Annotated in this window: 18 protein-coding genes and 1 CRISPR repeat array; all 18 genes read right to left on the reverse strand. The window is 32.8% G+C overall.

The window, feature by feature from the left end; translation table 11 throughout:
- The 18 genes from cas2 to NQ499_RS11830 all read right to left on the reverse strand — a co-directional run bounded on the left by cas2 (position 1) and on the right by NQ499_RS11830 (position 18389).
- Positions 1 to 321 (reverse strand): CRISPR-associated endonuclease Cas2, encoded by a 321-nt coding sequence (gene cas2, locus NQ499_RS11745; protein ID WP_006506864.1) that lies wholly within the window; start codon positions 319 to 321, stop codon positions 1 to 3.
- Positions 322 to 326: 5 nt separating this feature from the next.
- Complete coding sequence (cas1, locus tag NQ499_RS11750) at positions 327 to 1325, reverse strand: CRISPR-associated endonuclease Cas1 (protein WP_006506865.1); 999 nt, start codon at positions 1323 to 1325, stop codon at positions 327 to 329.
- Positions 1326 to 1390: 65 nt separating this feature from the next.
- Positions 1391 to 2533, reverse strand: coding sequence for a type III-A CRISPR-associated RAMP protein Csm5 (csm5, locus tag NQ499_RS11755; protein ID WP_006506866.1), 1143 nt, complete (start codon positions 2531 to 2533; stop codon positions 1391 to 1393).
- Positions 2530 to 3447 (reverse strand): type III-A CRISPR-associated RAMP protein Csm4, encoded by a 918-nt coding sequence (gene csm4 / locus NQ499_RS11760; RefSeq protein WP_006506867.1) that lies wholly within the window; start codon positions 3445 to 3447, stop codon positions 2530 to 2532. Before csm4 ends, csm5 begins: the two co-directional genes overlap by 4 nt.
- An 18-nt stretch (positions 3448 to 3465) precedes the next feature.
- Complete coding sequence (gene csm3, locus NQ499_RS11765; protein ID WP_006506868.1) at positions 3466 to 4131, reverse strand: type III-A CRISPR-associated RAMP protein Csm3; 666 nt, start codon at positions 4129 to 4131, stop codon at positions 3466 to 3468.
- 4 nt (positions 4132 to 4135) lie between these two features.
- Positions 4136 to 4513 carry a type III-A CRISPR-associated protein Csm2 gene (gene csm2, locus NQ499_RS11770; RefSeq protein WP_006506869.1) on the reverse strand — a complete coding sequence of 126 codons (378 nt, stop codon included), beginning with the start codon at positions 4511 to 4513 and terminating at the stop codon, positions 4136 to 4138.
- A gap of 3 nt (positions 4514 to 4516) precedes the next feature.
- Positions 4517 to 6865: a type III-A CRISPR-associated protein Cas10/Csm1 gene (gene cas10, locus NQ499_RS11775; protein ID WP_006506870.1), complete on the reverse strand. Its 2349-nt coding sequence runs from the start codon at positions 6863 to 6865 to the stop codon at positions 4517 to 4519.
- Positions 6862 to 7605 (reverse strand): CRISPR-associated endoribonuclease Cas6, encoded by a 744-nt coding sequence (gene cas6 / locus NQ499_RS11780; protein WP_006506871.1) that lies wholly within the window; start codon positions 7603 to 7605, stop codon positions 6862 to 6864. Before cas6 ends, cas10 begins: the two co-directional genes overlap by 4 nt.
- Positions 7606 to 7992: 387 nt before the next feature.
- Positions 7993 to 8699: a CRISPR direct-repeat array (repeat unit 36 nt; unit sequence GTTTCCGTCCCCAACAGGGGTTAACTATTATGAATA).
- 259 nt (positions 8700 to 8958) lie between these two features.
- Positions 8959 to 9900: a hypothetical protein gene (locus tag NQ499_RS11785; protein WP_006506873.1), complete on the reverse strand. Its 942-nt coding sequence runs from the start codon at positions 9898 to 9900 to the stop codon at positions 8959 to 8961.
- A gap of 13 nt (positions 9901 to 9913) precedes the next feature.
- Positions 9914 to 10306 carry a MerR family transcriptional regulator gene (locus NQ499_RS11790; RefSeq protein WP_006506874.1) on the reverse strand — a complete coding sequence of 131 codons (393 nt, stop codon included), beginning with the start codon at positions 10304 to 10306 and terminating at the stop codon, positions 9914 to 9916.
- Between the two features lie 138 nt (positions 10307 to 10444).
- The gene (locus tag NQ499_RS11795; protein WP_006506875.1) at positions 10445 to 11101 is read right to left on the reverse strand and encodes an RDD family protein; all 657 of its coding nucleotides are present in this window, start codon (positions 11099 to 11101) and stop codon (positions 10445 to 10447) included.
- 14 nt (positions 11102 to 11115) lie between these two features.
- On the reverse strand, positions 11116 to 12297 hold the full coding sequence (locus NQ499_RS11800) for a MalY/PatB family protein (RefSeq protein ID WP_006506876.1): 1182 nt from the start codon (positions 12295 to 12297) through the stop codon (positions 11116 to 11118).
- A gap of 1 nt (position 12298) precedes the next feature.
- A complete protein-coding gene (locus NQ499_RS11805) occupies positions 12299 to 13387 on the reverse strand; it encodes a M24 family metallopeptidase (protein WP_006506877.1) in 1089 nt (362 codons plus the stop codon).
- Positions 13388 to 13443: 56 nt separating this feature from the next.
- On the reverse strand, positions 13444 to 14766 hold the full coding sequence (locus tag NQ499_RS11810; protein ID WP_006506878.1) for a PTS sugar transporter subunit IIC: 1323 nt from the start codon (positions 14764 to 14766) through the stop codon (positions 13444 to 13446).
- A gap of 23 nt (positions 14767 to 14789) precedes the next feature.
- The gene (locus tag NQ499_RS11815; protein WP_006506879.1) at positions 14790 to 15122 is read right to left on the reverse strand and encodes a PTS sugar transporter subunit IIB; all 333 of its coding nucleotides are present in this window, start codon (positions 15120 to 15122) and stop codon (positions 14790 to 14792) included.
- Position 15123: 1 nt separating this feature from the next.
- Entirely contained in the window at positions 15124 to 15444 is a 321-nt protein-coding gene (locus tag NQ499_RS11820; RefSeq protein WP_006506880.1) for a PTS lactose/cellobiose transporter subunit IIA, read from the reverse strand.
- Positions 15445 to 15448: 4 nt separating this feature from the next.
- Complete coding sequence (gene ypdE / locus NQ499_RS11825) at positions 15449 to 16492, reverse strand: aminopeptidase (protein WP_006506881.1); 1044 nt, start codon at positions 16490 to 16492, stop codon at positions 15449 to 15451.
- Positions 16485 to 18389 carry a BglG family transcription antiterminator gene (locus NQ499_RS11830; protein WP_040390191.1) on the reverse strand — a complete coding sequence of 635 codons (1905 nt, stop codon included), beginning with the start codon at positions 18387 to 18389 and terminating at the stop codon, positions 16485 to 16487. Before NQ499_RS11830 ends, ypdE begins: the two co-directional genes overlap by 8 nt.
- Between the last annotated feature and the right edge of the window lie 26 nt (positions 18390 to 18415).

An 18415-nucleotide genomic window follows, 5' to 3' on the forward strand; every position in this document is an offset into this window, starting at 1 on the left:
TTATATCACAATAATATCCTCAGACTCTTCACTTTCATCTTTACCCCAGGATATTATCTGCCCCTTTCCGTTAATCTTATATATTCTTACACTATCTTGAGTCCCTATTCTTTTAGGTATACCTTTAACTAATTTATCAAATTTGTTCTTTCTTAAATGTGCTTCAAAAGCTGATTTCTGTACTCTTACTCCATAGCCTGATAGCCATCTCGCAAATCTTTGTCTCTTTCTATTATCCACAATATCATAGATAATCAATACAAACACTTTCCTGATTGATTTATTCTCATCAACCTCAAAGAAATAATCTTCTCTTTCCATAATGGTTACCTAATCATGATAGGAGAATACATTGATACATCTTCATGTATAATCGCATCTACTAATGAACTCATTTGAAAAGATATAGCACTTCTGAAACTTACTGGATAATCAATATAGTCTAAGTATTTCTGACATATCTGAAACTTATTTTCTAGTTTCTTGATGAATTTATTTAATGCTTGTTTAAAGATATAAACCCCTTCTCCATCATCTGAATAAAACTCATCAATATGTACTTCATGTCCATTAATCATACTCATCACTGTAGAGTCTATAAGAACAGCTCTCCATTCTTCCATCATATCACTTGCAAGTGTTGGATGTTTTTCTGCATCTCTATGAAGAAATCCAAAGTATGCATTTAAACCTTTTATCTCTATTTCTCCATAGAGTTCATTCATCAAGATAGAATAACCTAAACTCAACATAGAATTAAATGCATCATGAGGCGGTCTTTTACTTCTTCCTTCAAACTTAAATGCTTCATCAATACACATAGATAAGCCTTTAAAGTAATACCTTGCAGCACTTCCTTCATATCCCATGAGTTCTTCTATATTCTTTACATAATTCACTTTTCTTAAAGCACTCTTCATATGTAATTCAATATCACTTATATTATGATTTGTGCTTCTAGAATATCTTCTCAATACTACAATCTGGTTATGTATCTTAGCATAAATAATCTTCTTAGAAAGTTCTAATGCGAATGGTTGGTCATATAAACCTGCCTGCTTTCTTTGAAGAGAAGCTTTAATATGACCTGTTGAAGATAACCTGCCAAAATAGTGACCACCCTTAGAAAAATAAGATAAAGAAATACCTTTCTTTAAACATTCTTGGATACATTGTGTTGTGACTTGTGCATGACCTAATAGAGTTATACCATCAATACTTTCTACTGGAATAGTACGAAACATTCCATCTTTATACTTGACTGTTATTCTATTATCCTGCTTACCTATCACACAATCACTTTTATCAATATACAATATACTCATAACGCTTCCTCCTTGTATTGTCCCTTAAAAGAGGAGGAGAAAGCTGATACTTGGTTATCCAAGTATCAGTTAAGTTCTTCTATTTTGTCTAATTGACATAAACCCATTTGTAGTAACTGATCGTGATAATATGTACATTTGATTGTATGTGGAGAAATACCATAAAGACGTAAGTCATCCTCATGTTTATGAAGATTACGTCTTGTCTTCTTATCAAATGTTGTTGTATTAACCATAATCTGCTGGACTATACGAACTGTTTGTTCACTGTCTTCTCCATCAAATAGTGGATAAACAGCTGTTTTACTTGCATATCCACTTCCTCCACCTAGAAATACAGATCCATCATCTATGTACTCAACTGCAGTAAATGGTTCAACAAAGTACTTATTATAATTGTCATCAAAGTAGTTAATGGATTCTATAATATCCTGTTTAGCATATGGGCAGATACTTGTATCAATAGTAACTGTAAATACAATGTCTGTACCAGGCTTTAAACATTCTCTTACTGAAGGTAAATTTTTAGCCCCTTTCTTAACATGTACATCTACTTTCTGAGCTAAAGTGAGATCTTCTACTGATAATGGTTCACTATCACTCACAATAAATCCAGCCATTATATCATTGACTGCATCATCAACCTTTGTATCAGGTCTATGTAATGTTCTAAAGGTTTTTGCTTCAATATCCTGGATATTTCTAGATAAATATCTCTTTTTGTTAGTTTCTTTTTCAAATACTTTCTCTTTGAACTGCTTTCTTTGAATCGTATAATCCTTTGAATGATTAATTAATCTATCTGCAAAAAAGATTGTTCTAAACATACCTTTAAGAGAACTACCAGGAACATAAGGGTTTCCATAAGGGTCCTTTACAAACTCCAACATGACATTTCTTCTTTTAGTTTCTTCGATATCCCCTTTATCCAAAGTATACTTAATACATCTATCAACAATAGAATTATTAACATTGTTTTTTCTTATCCAAGTACCTAGATGTTCGTGTTCATCTAACATAAAAGCTTCAAAAGAATCCAGTTTTTTAATCTTCTTTAGTTCTAGATAAAACTTCGCAATATCAATGATTGCAATCTGATTATTCTTATAGAACAAGTATTCCTTTTTAGATAATTCCTTCCCACTCCCAATAAATACAGGGCCTAATACTTTTAAATGTATACGATAAGACTTTAAATAGTTCTTCATACTTCTACCCCCATAAATAATGGTTTTGCATACTTATACACAGGATGACTACCTCCTGATGATACATTGTAAATATCTCCCTGGTATGTCTTATTAAAGCAGGAACCTGCTTTAAATAAGTAAATATCTTTCTTTCTACGCTGTTCTTTAGAATAAGTATATGAGTCTACGAAACCACTTCTTTTTACAAGTAAGTAACGAGAATCATCTAAGATATCTTCTATTTCCTTATCTGTAGGAAGAGATACAGAGAGAGTCATGACTTCACCTTTTGTATTCAAACGATTATTTAATTCTTTTGGTAATTCTACTGTATTATATCTGAAGTGTCCTAAACCAGAATTCTTCTTACCACCAATACCTGATAAACTTAACATCTTGAATAATTTATCAAATAAGTGAAGTGTTTCTTTAGAATCATAACCTACAATTATATATAAACCATTGTGTTTTTCAAAGCGATAAATACCTACACGATAAGGAAGTGCTTCTTCATTTCCTCTAATTGATGCAGATGTTTTTAAAGCATGTACACCTAATTTCTTTATATCAGAACCTTTATCAATAGGATATTGTCCTTTAAGATACTGATCTAATAAAGAAACTTGTACATATTCTAGTTTCTTAAACTTCTTACGTATTGTCATATCTTCACTTTGAGTGACTTGTTCAATCTTCTTCATTGGTTTAGGAACAAAAAACTCTTGATTCATATAAGGAAATGCATCAGAGAATACCAAATGATTCTCTTTAACACTTTTTAATAATGTCTCTAACTTATCAATCTTAAGTGCTTCTATACATAAAGCAGAAAAGAGAGTATCTGCCTGAAAAATGATTTCTGACTTTTCTAAGGAATGTTCACCAAAATGTACACCCTGTGTAAAAATCATTTTATAAATCTTATAGTTCATGGTGCCTACCACCTTTCATTATTGAGATACTTTACTTAAAATATCATTGATTTTATCTTCTATACTCTTATCTAATTGACCAATTACTGTTTCTGCATATAAATCAGTGAATTTTACTTTACCATATCCTCTAGAACCACTACCGCCTAAATAATCAAACTGAAGCATCTTTAAAGCTTCTGCGATGAGTTCAATATCCTCATATAAGTCATCCATGTTATCTACTTCATAAAGAATATCTAAATCAAATTCTGAACCTCTTACAACTCTTTCAATTTGTCTAGGATTCGCAACTGCAGTAGCACGGTTAATAGTATTTTCAAACTTAACTTCTGTTAAGCTGTTTAAACCTTTCTTTCTTAAATCTTTATCATTCGAAAGAATCATATCAGAAATCTGAATTCTACTCTTTTTTATATGATTCTTTTCAGCACTACCAAATACTCTTTTGATTCTTTCACAATCCTGATCAGGTTTATCCGCAACTGATTCATTATATTCTTTCGCAAGTAGTGTACGCATCTTTCCTTTTAATGAGCTTCCTGGAATCATTGGACAACCTGAAAGTACATCTTTAATAACTGGAGAATCAACTGCACCAATTGCAGCGAAAGCTGACGAACCTCCAATATGCATTCCTGTTAATACTTCAATTGTTCCTGTAATCTGAATTTTTGTATACATAATCCTACTGATCCTTTCCACCATAATATCTATGAAATGCAACTAACGCTTCCATATAATGATAATAATCAACATAATCTTTTTTAGTTTTTGCATTTTTCAATTTTTCAATGAGTTTAGCTTTTTCAACAAACTTTTTCACTAATTGATTACGACCTGCTTCATAATATAATCTCACTGTTAAATAACTTATTCTATCCAACAAATCTTCTGATAAATTTTCTGTTGGACTTTCAAGTACAGAATTATAAATATCTGCAGACATTGCTAATATATTTCTTATCTGGGACACAGTTAATAAACCTTTAACATTTCCCCATTTATCTCTGAAAGTGATTAATGACTTAATAACTTCTTCTGCATATTCCATATCTGATTTCATAAATTACTCCTCCCTTACTCTTAGAGAATAAACAAATATATTAATAGCTGTCTTTAGTTCACGACAGTCTTTTTCATTTTGATACCACTTATACATATGATCTGAGAATTCTTTATATGCTTCTTTTTCAGCTATAGTTGCTTGAGAATTAGGTTCCATTCTTGCAAGTAAGTAAACAAATCTAGCAAAGTTAATTCCTTCATTTCTCTTTCTAATTAACTCTAATAAGTGATATAAGAACGCTTTTCCTCTTTCTGTATCAGACTTATCACCATTCATAGACTTTCCAAAGAACTGGTCTAATACTTCATATTTCTCTTTAATAACTCTTTCTGTAAAGTCATCCCAAGTATATGTACCATCACTAATATGATCCTCTTCACCTTCTTTATGATCTTTACCATCTTCAAATAATGTGATTGAATTCTTACCTTCATGACCTTTAGACTTATCTTCCATTTCTGCCACTTCATCCGCAATAACACTAATTGGATAAGTAGATGTATATAAACCAATACCACCTGATATAGTGAGTGTATTTTCTGTATAAGCCTTTAAAGAATCTTTTATATCAACAGCAAGTTCAATGACATCATTCCATGCACCAACTATAAATAAGTCATCTCCACCTGAATAAACAATAGCTGCATGACGTGGATGGCCTTCTTCATGATCAATATAATAAGACCCTTTCTCTAAAATACTCTTGATATGATATTTAAAGAATAAAGATAACTGTCTTGATAATGTAGCGGTACGAGAGAGTGTCATATACTTGTCTGGAAAACCTGCAATAAAGGCATGTCCTAAGTTATCTACATCAGCTCTGAGTACTGCAATTCTCTTGATACCATTTGATTTTTCAGCTAACTTTACAAATTCATCTTCAGAATGGTAATCCCCTACCCATAGTTTTGTAGAAATACTTTTACCTGTATGAGGGTTATTCTTACAATAGGCTCTTACAAAAGAGTCATCATTAACCATTCTTTCTTTTAAGGTTTCTTCACTATCAGATACAAGGTAATAGTCACCAGGTAATGGTAAACCTTGTTTCTTTTGTTGAGTAATAGAGAAGAAATCCATATCCATTAGTTTTTTAGAGAACTTAATTAATGATTCACAAATAGAACATTCTCCATCCTCATTCACTTTACCTAGTCTCTTACATACTCTACATTCTCTTTCATAGTCATCTGCCTGTATCTTGTTTAGTGCGATGATTTCTGCCGCTGTATAACGATGTGATTTGTTTAATGAAAGCTTTGTAGAAAGTTCTCTATAAAGTTCTGAATAGGAACCGTTTGGTTCATTCTGTAGATCTTTACTACTACAAGGAACATAAGCCCCTGCAATAAATAAAGCCGTCTGGAAATGTTTTAAGAACCACTTATTCACATTCTTGATTTCTTCATCAAATATTGTTTGTGTTGCTTTTGTATTAGGCAGAATCATATAACAATGACCACCACCACTATAAATAAGATTAGCACGTGAAAGATGAAGTTTATCTAAGAGTGTATCAATAATATGTTCCATCATGATTTCTAGATAGAAAGAACGTGAGCGTAAAGATTTTAATGCACTCTTAGTTGTAATAGTGTAAATAAACTTCTGTATTCCTGAGATATCTAAAGAAGCAAGTAAGAAGGCTTTCTTATCATAGAATAGAGACGCATTCTTATATAATTCTGTCTTATAATCTGTAATATTCTGTTCCTTTAAGTAGGCATAGATAGCACTTGCGAATGCAGCTGTGAGCTTTACATGATCATAAAGTGATATATCAGCTACTTCTTTCTTAGATGTAGAAGAAGGGACAAATGATAAATTAGCTTCTAATACTTCTAATAATGAATTGATATAAGCATGATCTTTTAAATCTAATCCATTCAAGTTAGAAGATATATTACTCAGTATTTCGCTGTATTGTGATGCATTAAATTCTGTTTTTGTATTGGTAGGATAGTTTATATTATCCTTTAAACTTCCTGCATGATAATATAAATTACCTTTATTCCCATTTAAGAGATTAAATACAGGTTGTAATGCAGTATGTATTTCAAATCCTTTGTCTTCTATTTCTTTGTTTCTTCTATCTGCACCTGATGCGATATTATCCGCAATATAAGTAATATAAGCAATAGAATCATCATCAATAGAAGATTGACGTAAAGCATCAGCGTGATGATATCTTACTGCATTTAGGATATCTTTATCATCTGTATAGTTTTTGAGATATTCATAACCACTTTGACTATGTTTACGACCATCCATTCCTTTTCTATAAACAACTTTACCTATATCATGAAGCAAGCTTCCTATGATGATTTTAGTTTCATGATCTGTCATTCATTATCCCTCCTTACGATTTGTATAGCACCCATTCCTAAACCTGTTTTAATACCTACTCCAGAATATTCCCCAAATTCTAGTAATAGTCTTATAAATTTTGCAGCTGTATCTGTACTTGTGACTTTAATAGTCATAGTACCAAAGAAAGAAGGAATCTTTACTCCCTGTAGTGGGAATAAATAAGAGCGGAGATTATATTTTACTATCTCACTTCCTTCTACAAGCATATCTAATGTATCTTCATCAAACATACTGGCTTCTTTTAATACAGAATCATATTTATTCATTAAACTCTGATAAATTAAGCGTAAATCAGGATAATTGATATATCTGCCATAACTTTTAAAAGACATAGGTGTGAGTATTCTTATTTCTAAATATCTTTCTGCAGGCTTATTGTAGAAGTGATCCATTAATTGTTCCTGGGATACCATCTTTAACTGTTTAGAAACAAATGAAATGGGTTCTTTTTCTTTGTTTAAAGAAATCTGTTGGATAGAATCATCCAGTATTGGATTCATCATATAGTGTGATGAATCATCATCACATGTACATATTGTCCAATATACTTTGTCTTTGTCTTTATAAACATACTGGCTATAAGGATGTCTATTCTGTTGATGAAGAATAGATACATAGTCTGTATCCATTAATTCAAATAGTGCTCCCTGAAAACAAGAAGACTTTCTAAAGTCTATTTTGTCTGTAGCCAGTTCTATTTTTAGTTTCTTATACATTAGGTGCCCTCCTCAATAATGTATACGCTTACTATATTATAACATAATATTTATTGTATCCTTTCATCCACCATCCGATAATTGTAAGTTTCATTGTTTAAATGAGATGAATATTTTATCGAATAGTTTATTATATAGTATTTTGTTTCGTTTTCAAATAGTTATTTAAAATTTAGTAAAAATAGAGAATAAAATACTCCTTTACATCATGGGTAAAAGAGTTGATTGGAATATCAGATAAAGTATGGAATAAAGAAACAATTAGAGAAGAATTAAGAAAACTACGCATAACCTACAACAATAAAATGAGATGTTTAAGTACTACATAGTTACTGAACATTATCAGATTAGTAAATGAAAACATCCTCTACTATGGGGATGTTTTCATTATGTGTCCCCTAAAGGGGTTAACTATTATGAATCAAAACCTTATAAATACTTAGAAAAGAGGACACGAATTGTGGTTTCCGTCCCCAACAGGGGTTAACTATTATGAATAAAAGAGTATAAAATCTAATGGTTTTGAAATCGTTGTTTCCGTCCCCAACAGGGGTTAACTATTATGAATACTCATCTTATGAAGAATATAAGAAAAAGTCTATAAAATGGTTTCCGTCCCCAACAGGGGTTAACTATTATGAATATGTGATGATTTGTATCATGAAGATGATATGGTTTGGGTTTCCGTCCCCAACAGGGGTTAACTATTATGAATACAAATAAAACAGCTAAAATTGAATGTTATATCACGTTTCCGTCCCCAACAGGGGTTAACTATTATGAATACCAAATTGAAAGGATGTGATTGAAATGAGAATATAAGCGTGTTTCCGTCCCCAACAGGGGTTAACTATTATGAATACAAGCCATCCAAGCCAACACGAGAAGGGTCTAGCATTGTTTCCGTCCCCAACAGGGGTTAACTATTATGAATATTAGCAAGTTTCTTTTCAGGAATTGTTACAGGGAATAATTTAAAGTTTCCGTCCCCAACAGGGGTTAACTATTATGAATTAGTACAATGGACTCAGAAAGGAGGACTTATCAGTGAAGAAAAAGTTTCCGTCCCCAACAGGGGTTAACTATTATGAATCCTTACCTACAAAACCCTGATAAACACTACTTAAAATAACCAAAATGCGTGGCAAAACTATTTCTTGTAACCATAGCCTTAAAATCTCCTACAAAACCTCGATTATTCCTAGTATTTATCAATAGCGTGGCAAAAAGTATAAATAAAAGTGTTCCTACACCATTAAGAACACTCTTATCATACTTTAGTTAATCAATTCTTTCAATAACAACATCAACTGTTTAACCAATAAACACTACCTAATCATTAAGTAAGTACTATTAGAAGTCTATTTCATATTTCAAAATACTTTTAGCTTCATTTTGTGCTTCACTTGATACTGTAGTATTACCTGCCATCTTCAAACTTTTCAATATCATATCTACCTTTACTGCATCAGTTTCCTTTAATCCAGATGAACTACTTAATTTAATATTTAATATCTGATGTTTAACAGGTCCTTTAGTATCCATACGCATCTCAATCAAATTCAGTATATTAGGATCATACTTCAGATATCTTACATGAGGCATGACTGGTTCATGTCCAGGAAAACTCATTTCAGCTGCAATATCCATTCTATCATACTTCTGCTCTGTCGCATTCATTTGTACTGAACCATTGCCCTTTTTATGAATTGATCCTTTTCCATTAGCGCTCTTCTTACTTAAAGTTGTTTTTTCTTTCATATATGTAACTTTAAAGTATTTAGCACCTAAATCTTGCGCAATCTTCTGTAATTCACTCACACGTGCCTGTTTCAATCGATCAAAGTACTCATCTAGCACAATATAACTATCACCATCTGTAGGATCCATATAATAGAAATTCACTTCATCATTCGGATAGAAATTTAATCCAAACTTATTGACTGAATCCTTAAAGATATTCATCCATCTTTCACCTTTACAAGTAGCCCAATACCCAATAGAACCCTTGCATACTTCTATGTCGAATTTCTTATCTCTTTCTACAATTCTAATTAGTCTTGAATAGCGCATTCCATTTAAATCTTGCAAGAAAATTGGCTTTAATCTATTTAAATCCCATTGACGTTTACCTTCTTCAATTGTTTTAGCCAAATTCTGAGCTGCATCTACTGTCGCATCACCAAATTCCTTTGCACGTTTATCTAATTCAGCCTTATCAACAACATCCACTACTTTTAGTTTAGCATCATCAATACCATCTTTTACATCATCAATAATTTTACTGATCTTCATAAGTTCTTCCCTCCTACATACCTTGTTCTTTTCTTATTTGTTTGATTTGATCTTTAAATGTCTTATTATTCTCTTCACTCTTTACTGGAACAGAATATCTCTGTATATATTCTATCACTTTCTTTTGTTCCTCTAAAACTCTAATCGTATAATTGATTTTATTTACTTTCTCTTCTATTACAGTTTCCTGCTTCATTCCTTCTAGAATCAGTTTTATTTCCTTTAAATCTAACCCCATTTCCTTGTACCATAAGATTTTCCATAGTCTTTCCATTGTTTCATCATCATAGAGTCTATAATTATTCTTAGAGCGTTTCACAGGTAATATACCTTCATCATCATAATATTGTAATGTACGCTTACTGACTCCTGATAACTTACTCACTTCTTCAATCTTTTTAAACACTTTTTACATCCTCGTAACTTGAGGATACGCTATCACGTAAACGTGATAGCAATACCCACCCTACGAATCTCCTTTCTATTAGAGCGGATGTAAAAATCGCGTAAAAGAAAAGATGGGCAAAAATGCCCATCTTGAGTCTTATGCGTGTTTATTTCTTTTTTTACGTCTTTCTTTTCTATTCTTAGGTACAGGTGCTTCTTCCTCTATACCTACTACTGTTGTTTTCGCAATATAGTCATGAATAGCTCTTCTAGAGCCTGTATTATAGACCATTACACCTGAGATAATAGTCAATACAGCACCAATAGCTGTTAAGTAATATTCAAAATAGATTCCTGTCGCAAGAGTCAACATCTGTCTTAAATAGCGGCTCACAATCATAGATACACTTTCAATAAGTAATAAGCCAACAATGTTTCTTAATACAAGTGTTTTGATATCTAGTGGCTGCCAGTCTAGTCTTACAATCTTTAATTTCATGATCTTCTTACCAAGTGTCTGACCTGGATACACTTTATATGGGATATATACAAAATAGATTACTGCAACTACTAAGCATAATAATCCTGCGACATAACCCCACCATTTAGGAAATCCTAAAGCGGCAAATACATATAAATCACTAAACATATCATCACGTTTCGTGACCATGCTGTAAATTGCGACGGCAGGTAATCCACAAAGGATTCCTCCAATTACCCAGTCTAAAACATAGGCAAATACTCTAGAGGCAAAAGGGACTTTAGATGGCTTTCTATCTAGCCAGAATGTTAGTTTGTTCCATAAAATACGCATAAGACAATCTCCTTCTATTTATTATATAAGTAATCCATTGCTTTCTTGAATCGTTTTAATCCTTCTTCAATCTTAGAGCGAGGACAACCTAAGTTCATTCTTAAATACTTTGCACCATTTTCACCATAGATTTCACCTTTCATAATGGCGACTCCTCCCACATTCACAAGTGCATCCTGAATCTCATCAGAAGTGAATGGGACATCTCTTGCATCAATCCAGGCAAGATATGTGGCTTCTGGTCTTTGAAACTTGAAGTCTTTTAATTCATCTCTTATAAAGTTTTCTACGAGTTCCATATTTCCACGAATATATTCGTTTAACTGATCAATATAGTCATCACATTCAGTATAACCAATCATAGTGGCATACATACCAAATATACTTGCTGAATTAAGAAAATCTCTTCTTCTTGTTACACCTAGGAATTCATCTCTGATCTTTTCATCAGGAATAATGACATAAGAACCTATGAGACCTGGTGTATTTAATGTTTTACTTGAAGAACTTGCTGTAAAGATTTCTTTATATTCATCATAGTATTTCATTAATGGATGATGTTTCGCATCTTTAATTCTAATATCCATATGAATTTCATCTGAAATGATCTTTACCTGATATTTCTTACAGATTTCAATCATACGATGCATTTCCTCATCACTCCATATTCTACCTGTTGGATTATGAGGTGAACAAAGAAGTAATAGAGCACTTTCCTGAGCCTGCTTTTCAAATACATCAAAATCAATCTTGAATGTACCCTCTTCCTTTATCAGATGATGTGAAACAAGTTCTCTATCATTTTCTTTAATCACACTAATAAAAGAATCATACATAGGGTTCATAGTCAATACCTTGTCATGAGGTTGACTTAATAAGCGAATGAGTAATGACACAGAATACATCACAGATGGGCTATAAAGAATCCAGTCTTCTTCTATATCTGTATCAAATCTTCTTTTAAAATAAGTAGTAATAGAAGATTTGAAATCATGATGATTCCATCTTGTATAACCATAAATCTGATGATCTGCTACTTCATGAATCTTTTTTGTGATTGGTTTAGGAATAATAAAATCTGTATCAGAAATAGAGAATGGTATTAAATCCTTCTTATTAAAACGGTCTTCAATATAATCCCATTGTGTACAATAAGTACCTAAACGATTATGTACTTCATCAAAATCATAATGCATACTATTTTTCCTCCAGTATTATATAGTCCTTAGTTGTTTTATTAAGTGGAACACCTACTCCATTTTCAATAAGGACATCATCTTCTATTCTAATGCCACCTACTCCAGGTATATAAATACCAGGTTCACATGACATCATCATACCTTCTTTTAAAACTGTCTGACTCTTACTATTTAAAATAGGTCCTTCATTACTATCAGTCACACCTATTCCATGTCCAAGTCCATGATCAAAATACTCACCATAACCTGCATCAACAATCACTTGTCTCGCAGCCTGGTCACAATTACTTGCAAGAGCGCCTTCTTTAATAGCCTTTAAACCAGCAAGCTGTGCTTCTAATACAACATCATAGATTTTCTTGTAACGTTCCTCTGGCTCACCAATAAAGCATACACGTGTCATATCTGATTGATAATTATCATACTGAATCCCAAAATCAATCATAATAGGTTCATGTGCCTTTACTCTTCTACCAGTTGGTCTACCATGAGGTAAAGCTGTTCTTTCACCACTTGATACAATCGTATCAAATGACATCTGCTGTGCACCTGATGCAATAGAATAATATTGAACTAAAGCACTGATTTCATACTCAGTCATACCTACTTTAATATGTTGAATCACCTTTGAATAGATATCATCTGTCATCGCAATCGTTTTTCTCATTGCAGCTATTTCTTCAGAGTCTTTCACAATTCTTAAATTCATTATATCTTCATCTAATAAACAAATATCAACACCCAATTGTTTCATTTGTTCATATTCATTAACTAGTACTTCATCCGCTTCTACACCTAAATTCTTACAGTTTTCTTCCTTAAGTAGTCTTTCTACTGCAGCTAAATAGTTACGGCCTGTTGTATGAGGATTATGAAGAACGATTTCTAAATCAAATTCTGTTTCTTTTGCTTCTGTAAGATATCTACCATCTAGAATCAAATAACCCTTAGATTGTGTAATCAGAATCTTACATCCACTTCCTGTCATTGTAGACATCCACTTCTTCATTGTTTTGCTTTTGAGCAATAAAGCATCTATGTTCTTCTCTTTTAAATAGTTCTGAACTATATCTATTCTTTTAGCCATATGTATATACCTCTTATAAAAATATAAGGGGCAAGCAAATGCCTGCCCCTTTGATATTAAAAGTCTAAGTCTAAATCGTCTAAAATTGCAGCATCTTCGTCTGAAATAACATTATTAGTATCTTTCTTTTCAACATCTTGTCCATAACGTTTTTCATAAATCTTGAAGAATGGATACCACACAACAATTGATGCAATCATCTGAGCCGCATTGACTACAATAGACATCACATCGAAGTTAGTTAAGTAACCTTCTAAGAATACACCAACGTATGGAGGTGTAAAGATAGATTTTTCCATAATTCCAAAGTACATAGCGAAACCACCAAAGCTTCCGATAATTCCACCAAAGATTACGTAAGGAATAAAGAATATAGGGTTTAATACGATTGGAGCACCAAATAGGATTGGTTCATTGATACCAAATAATGCTGGAATAAGTGCAACACGTCCTACCTGTTTTAAAGCCTTGTTCTTAGATAATAAGCACCAGAATACTAATCCGATTGTAACACCAGTACCAGTGAAGTTACCGAATGCTGATTCAGGACCTGGGCAGTAGAAATGAGGTAATGGCTGTTTAGCTAAGCTTGCAGCGATATTGTCAGCTAAGAACTGAGTTGAGATTGGGCTTGTAATAGGGCTTAATACTGATGGATGAATACCAAAGAAGAATAATAAGCACTGAAGCATTCTTAAGAATAAATAAGCAATTGGGTTATCCATTGAACCTACTAAAGGTGCGAATAACTTAGTAAAGATTAAAGGTGGCATTGTATTGAATACATTGATACATACAATACGTACGATTAAGAAGAAACCAATGACGATCACTGATAATGGAATCATTTCAAATGATCTAGATACGAAGTCAGGAACTGATTCTGGCATCTTGATAGTGAATTTCTTCTTTTTACACCAGCGGAATAATTCAACCGCAATAATAGATGCGAACATAGCCGCAAATAGACCCTTTGGACCAAAGAAAGTAGTATCTAATCCTCCACCTTCTTTTGTCTGGTAAGTCATAATAAAGAAAGAGATTAATGCCATGCTGACAGCACCAGGAATGTCCTGTTTATAACTGTTAGCTAAATGATATGCAATAATGATTGATACATATACTGACATTAAAGCCATACCTACATTGTATGGAATGTAGATTAAATCAAGATTCTTTAAGATCCAAACTGATACAGGATGTTTTGCACCAATCATGTTTGGGATAGCTTCTGGAATCAAACAGAAACTACCAATGATTAATAATGGTGTTAAGGCAACCATTGATTTTTTAATAGCACTTAAATGAACCTGTTTATCCATCTTGTTTGCAAGTGGAGTCAAGTACTTGTTCATAAAGGCTTCGAATTTATCAAACATTTTAGTCCCTCCAAATTATTTTTTTATTTTGCCATGTCTGCTTTTCTACGTGCGATTAATACCTGTTTCATAACAGTTGCGCCATCCATTTTTCCATATACTTCTTGATCAACGATTACATATGGAATATGGTATGGTTCAATAATTGGCTTGATGTAGTCCAATTTATGCGCAATCTGTGGTCCAATAACTAATACATCGCAGTCTTCTACTTCACTCTGTAAGATATCTACTGGAATCGCAACAAAGCTGAAGTCATCTTCATTTAGCTTTGCACTTTTTTTAACGACAGCTTTCATGCTGTCCATCAACATAGTTGTTGAGAAACCACCTGCACAACATAATACGATTTTCATTTTACTTTCCCTCCTTTGCTTCAAAGATTGTTATTAACTCTTCAATTAGATCCCTTGCTAATTGAGATGTCATGTAATGGTCCTGGGCATGAACCATTAATAACCCAACTACTGGCTTTTCTTCAGTGTCTGACATTTCAGCCTGAATAAGCTTAGTCTGAATAGAATGTGCTTCGATGTCTATTTTTCTTGCTTCATCTAATAGTCTTCTCGCTTCATCATATTCTCCTGTTTTTACTTTCTTCAATGCTTCAAAAGCCATAGATTTGCTTTGTCCTGCTGAAGAAATGATTCCGATAATTTGTTTTTCCATTTCAGTCATGTTCTTAACCCTCCGTAATAAATGTTGTCATTGCCTGATATTGTGAATTATCTATTTGTATTAATTTACAAATCAATTGAATCAAATGTTGTAAGTCATTGCTATGAACCATTGAATAAGATCCATGACAATAACGTAGTGGAATACCTAATACAAGTGCTAAGCGTCCTCCCGCTTCTAAATGTGCATTACCTGCATCTGTTCCTCCACCCTTAAACATATCGCACTGATAAGGAATGTTATTCTTATCAGCCACTTCTTTAACATAGGCCAATAGTTTTCTATTAGGAGCCATTGTTTTATCATAATGAACAATCATTGGACCATGTCCAATCAATCGGGTATTTGTATAGTTCTTTACAAGTTCTGGATTATTTGCGACATCAATCGCATATACGATATCTGGATCAATAAGATGTGTAGCTGTTTTTGCACCACGTACACCGACTTCTTCACTACTTGTTGCAACGAAGTATAAGTCATGTTCATTGAACTTCACCTGCTTTAAGGCTTCTGCAAGTACATAACATCCTGAACGGTCATCCATTGCTTTACCCATATAAACATGGGGCTGAATTTGACGCATACTTGATGCAAAGCAGACCATATCACCAATAGAAATACCAAGGTCTTTCACTTCCTGGGCTGTTTCACAGCCAATATCCACATACATATCTTTAACCTGGCCATTACTATCTTTAGTCACATTCAATAAGCCTTCATACTTACGTCCATCAGATGTTGTCACACGCACAATCTGCATTTCCTTACTCTTATCTAACACACCACCTAATGGCATTAAATAGAGGAAACCAATATCTGAGATATATCTCACTTCAAATCCGACTTCATCCATATGTGCACAAAACATGATTTTTAAAGGATTTAAACTACATCCCTTTTTATGAAAAATCACACTGCCTAAAGAGTCACAATAGACTTCGTCACAATAATCTTTTAATTCATGATAGAGAATATTTCTTACTTCATCTTCACATGATGCAATACTATCTGCATCACTGAGTCTTTTAAGTAATTCATCATTCATGTTGAACACCTCCTAACTCATCTAACACTGCCATCATTTCTTCAAATGACTGGACTTCTAAAATTCTTTCTATATATTTTGGTTCATGCATAAGCGCATAGAGCTTCTTTGTAAGAATCTTATACATTTCTATCTGATCCTTTCTTAAACAAACCATGAATACGAGTTTGACTGTTTTTCCATGAGATTCAAATGGTTTCTTTAAGATTCTTACAGATATCATGTTTTTTAATGCATCTGTTTCTAATGGGTGAGGAATACAGATTCCATTCATATAAATCGTACTGACATAGGATTCACGTTCTAATACAAGATCCGCAAATCCCTTCTTCCCATAGCCTTGTTCTTCTAATTCAATCGCCATACGATAAATCAAATTCTCATAATCATCATCTTCATCTATCTTAAAGAAGTCTTTAGAGAAGAATGACTGATACATTGGTTTATCATTAATCAACGTATAAGGATCATAGTCATCTGTCTGTAAGATCTGCTTAATACGCTGTAAATCCTTATCATCCAGTAATTCCTTGATATAGATAATAGGTGCCTGGATATCAAAAGAAAGCGGCATAATTGTAAATACAAGGTCAGGACAATAATCTAGTAAAGCATCCTGTTGTAAGAATGAGAATGTCTTGACTGTTGCTTTTGGAAAAAGTGATTCTATCTGCAGTTTAATCATATAAGCACTGCCTCCTCCAGAGGAACAGACCACACCAATACGATCATAAAGCTGTAGTTTTTGTTGTTTTTCCTTTTCCATATGTCCTGCAAAATGCATAGCGACAAACCCGACTTCATCAAAGGTTGGCTTGACATCATAGAGTTCATGAAGCATATCACAGAACTGTATGGCGATATTAAATACTACTGAATTGGTAATACTTAATTCGTTGGCTAATTCATTCTTATAGGAAATCTTGTCATGAAGACGATCTATAAGTAATGTGACATGGATAAGTAACATCTTCTTAAAGTCTTCATCCTGTAAGAATGTTGTTTCATAAATTTCATCTGTCTTCTTTAAGAAGTCATTGATGACTTCTTCGAGGTTGGTACATTTAAAACCAATATTTTCTAAACGTTTTCTAAGATTCTTATTTAAGACTGTAATCAATCCATCAATGCTTTCATTTGAGAACTGAACTTGATAGAAACCTTTCAACATATCAATCACTTTTTTAGCTAAGCGATGGATTGTGATATCTTGATATATGTAGTCTTCATCCTGTTCACTATGAGTAGAAGCACTATAAACCATGATTTTTAAATAGTTTGTAATGTTAAGTAACTCATTGTAGTTTACATTCACATTTTCCTGCGTAAGTAAACCTATAAAAGATTGTTCGACAAACTTAAAATCTCTTGTAACATCATTGACTGCTGTCTGAATAAAGAAACTGCCGTTGATGTATTCTTCTGTAAGGTACATCTTAAAATCTTGGTCCAAGCCATTGATTTTAATTCCATAGTGTTGTTTTCTTTCGATTTCAAAATGATACACCTTCGCAATTCTTTCTACGATATGCATATCATTCTTGATTACTGTCTTAGATACCTGGAAGATATCCGCAATCTTATTCATCGAGATATAATCTTCTTGAATGGCAAGAAATGATAATATATGCGCTGGTCTTTCATTAGTAGAAACATAAAATGTTTCATTTAATGTTTCTAAGAAATCATTGAATAGTGTTTCGTTGGTGATTTCTAATAGGTATCCCTGTTCTCTTTTCATATGAAGGAGGAACCCTTTACGTGGAGAAATGCGCATGAGATAAGAGATATCATTTTGAATTGTTCTTTTGGAAACATTGTATTTTGTCACAAAATAATTCGTTGGCAGATATTTAGAATTATCTCTGAGTTCTTTAAGTATTGAATATAATCGCACGCTTCTCCCTCCTTACAATCACATTA

The sequence above is a fragment of the Catenibacterium mitsuokai genome (assembly GCF_025148785.1).
Lineage (GTDB): Bacteria > Bacillota_I > Bacilli_A > Erysipelotrichales > Coprobacillaceae > Catenibacterium > Catenibacterium mitsuoka.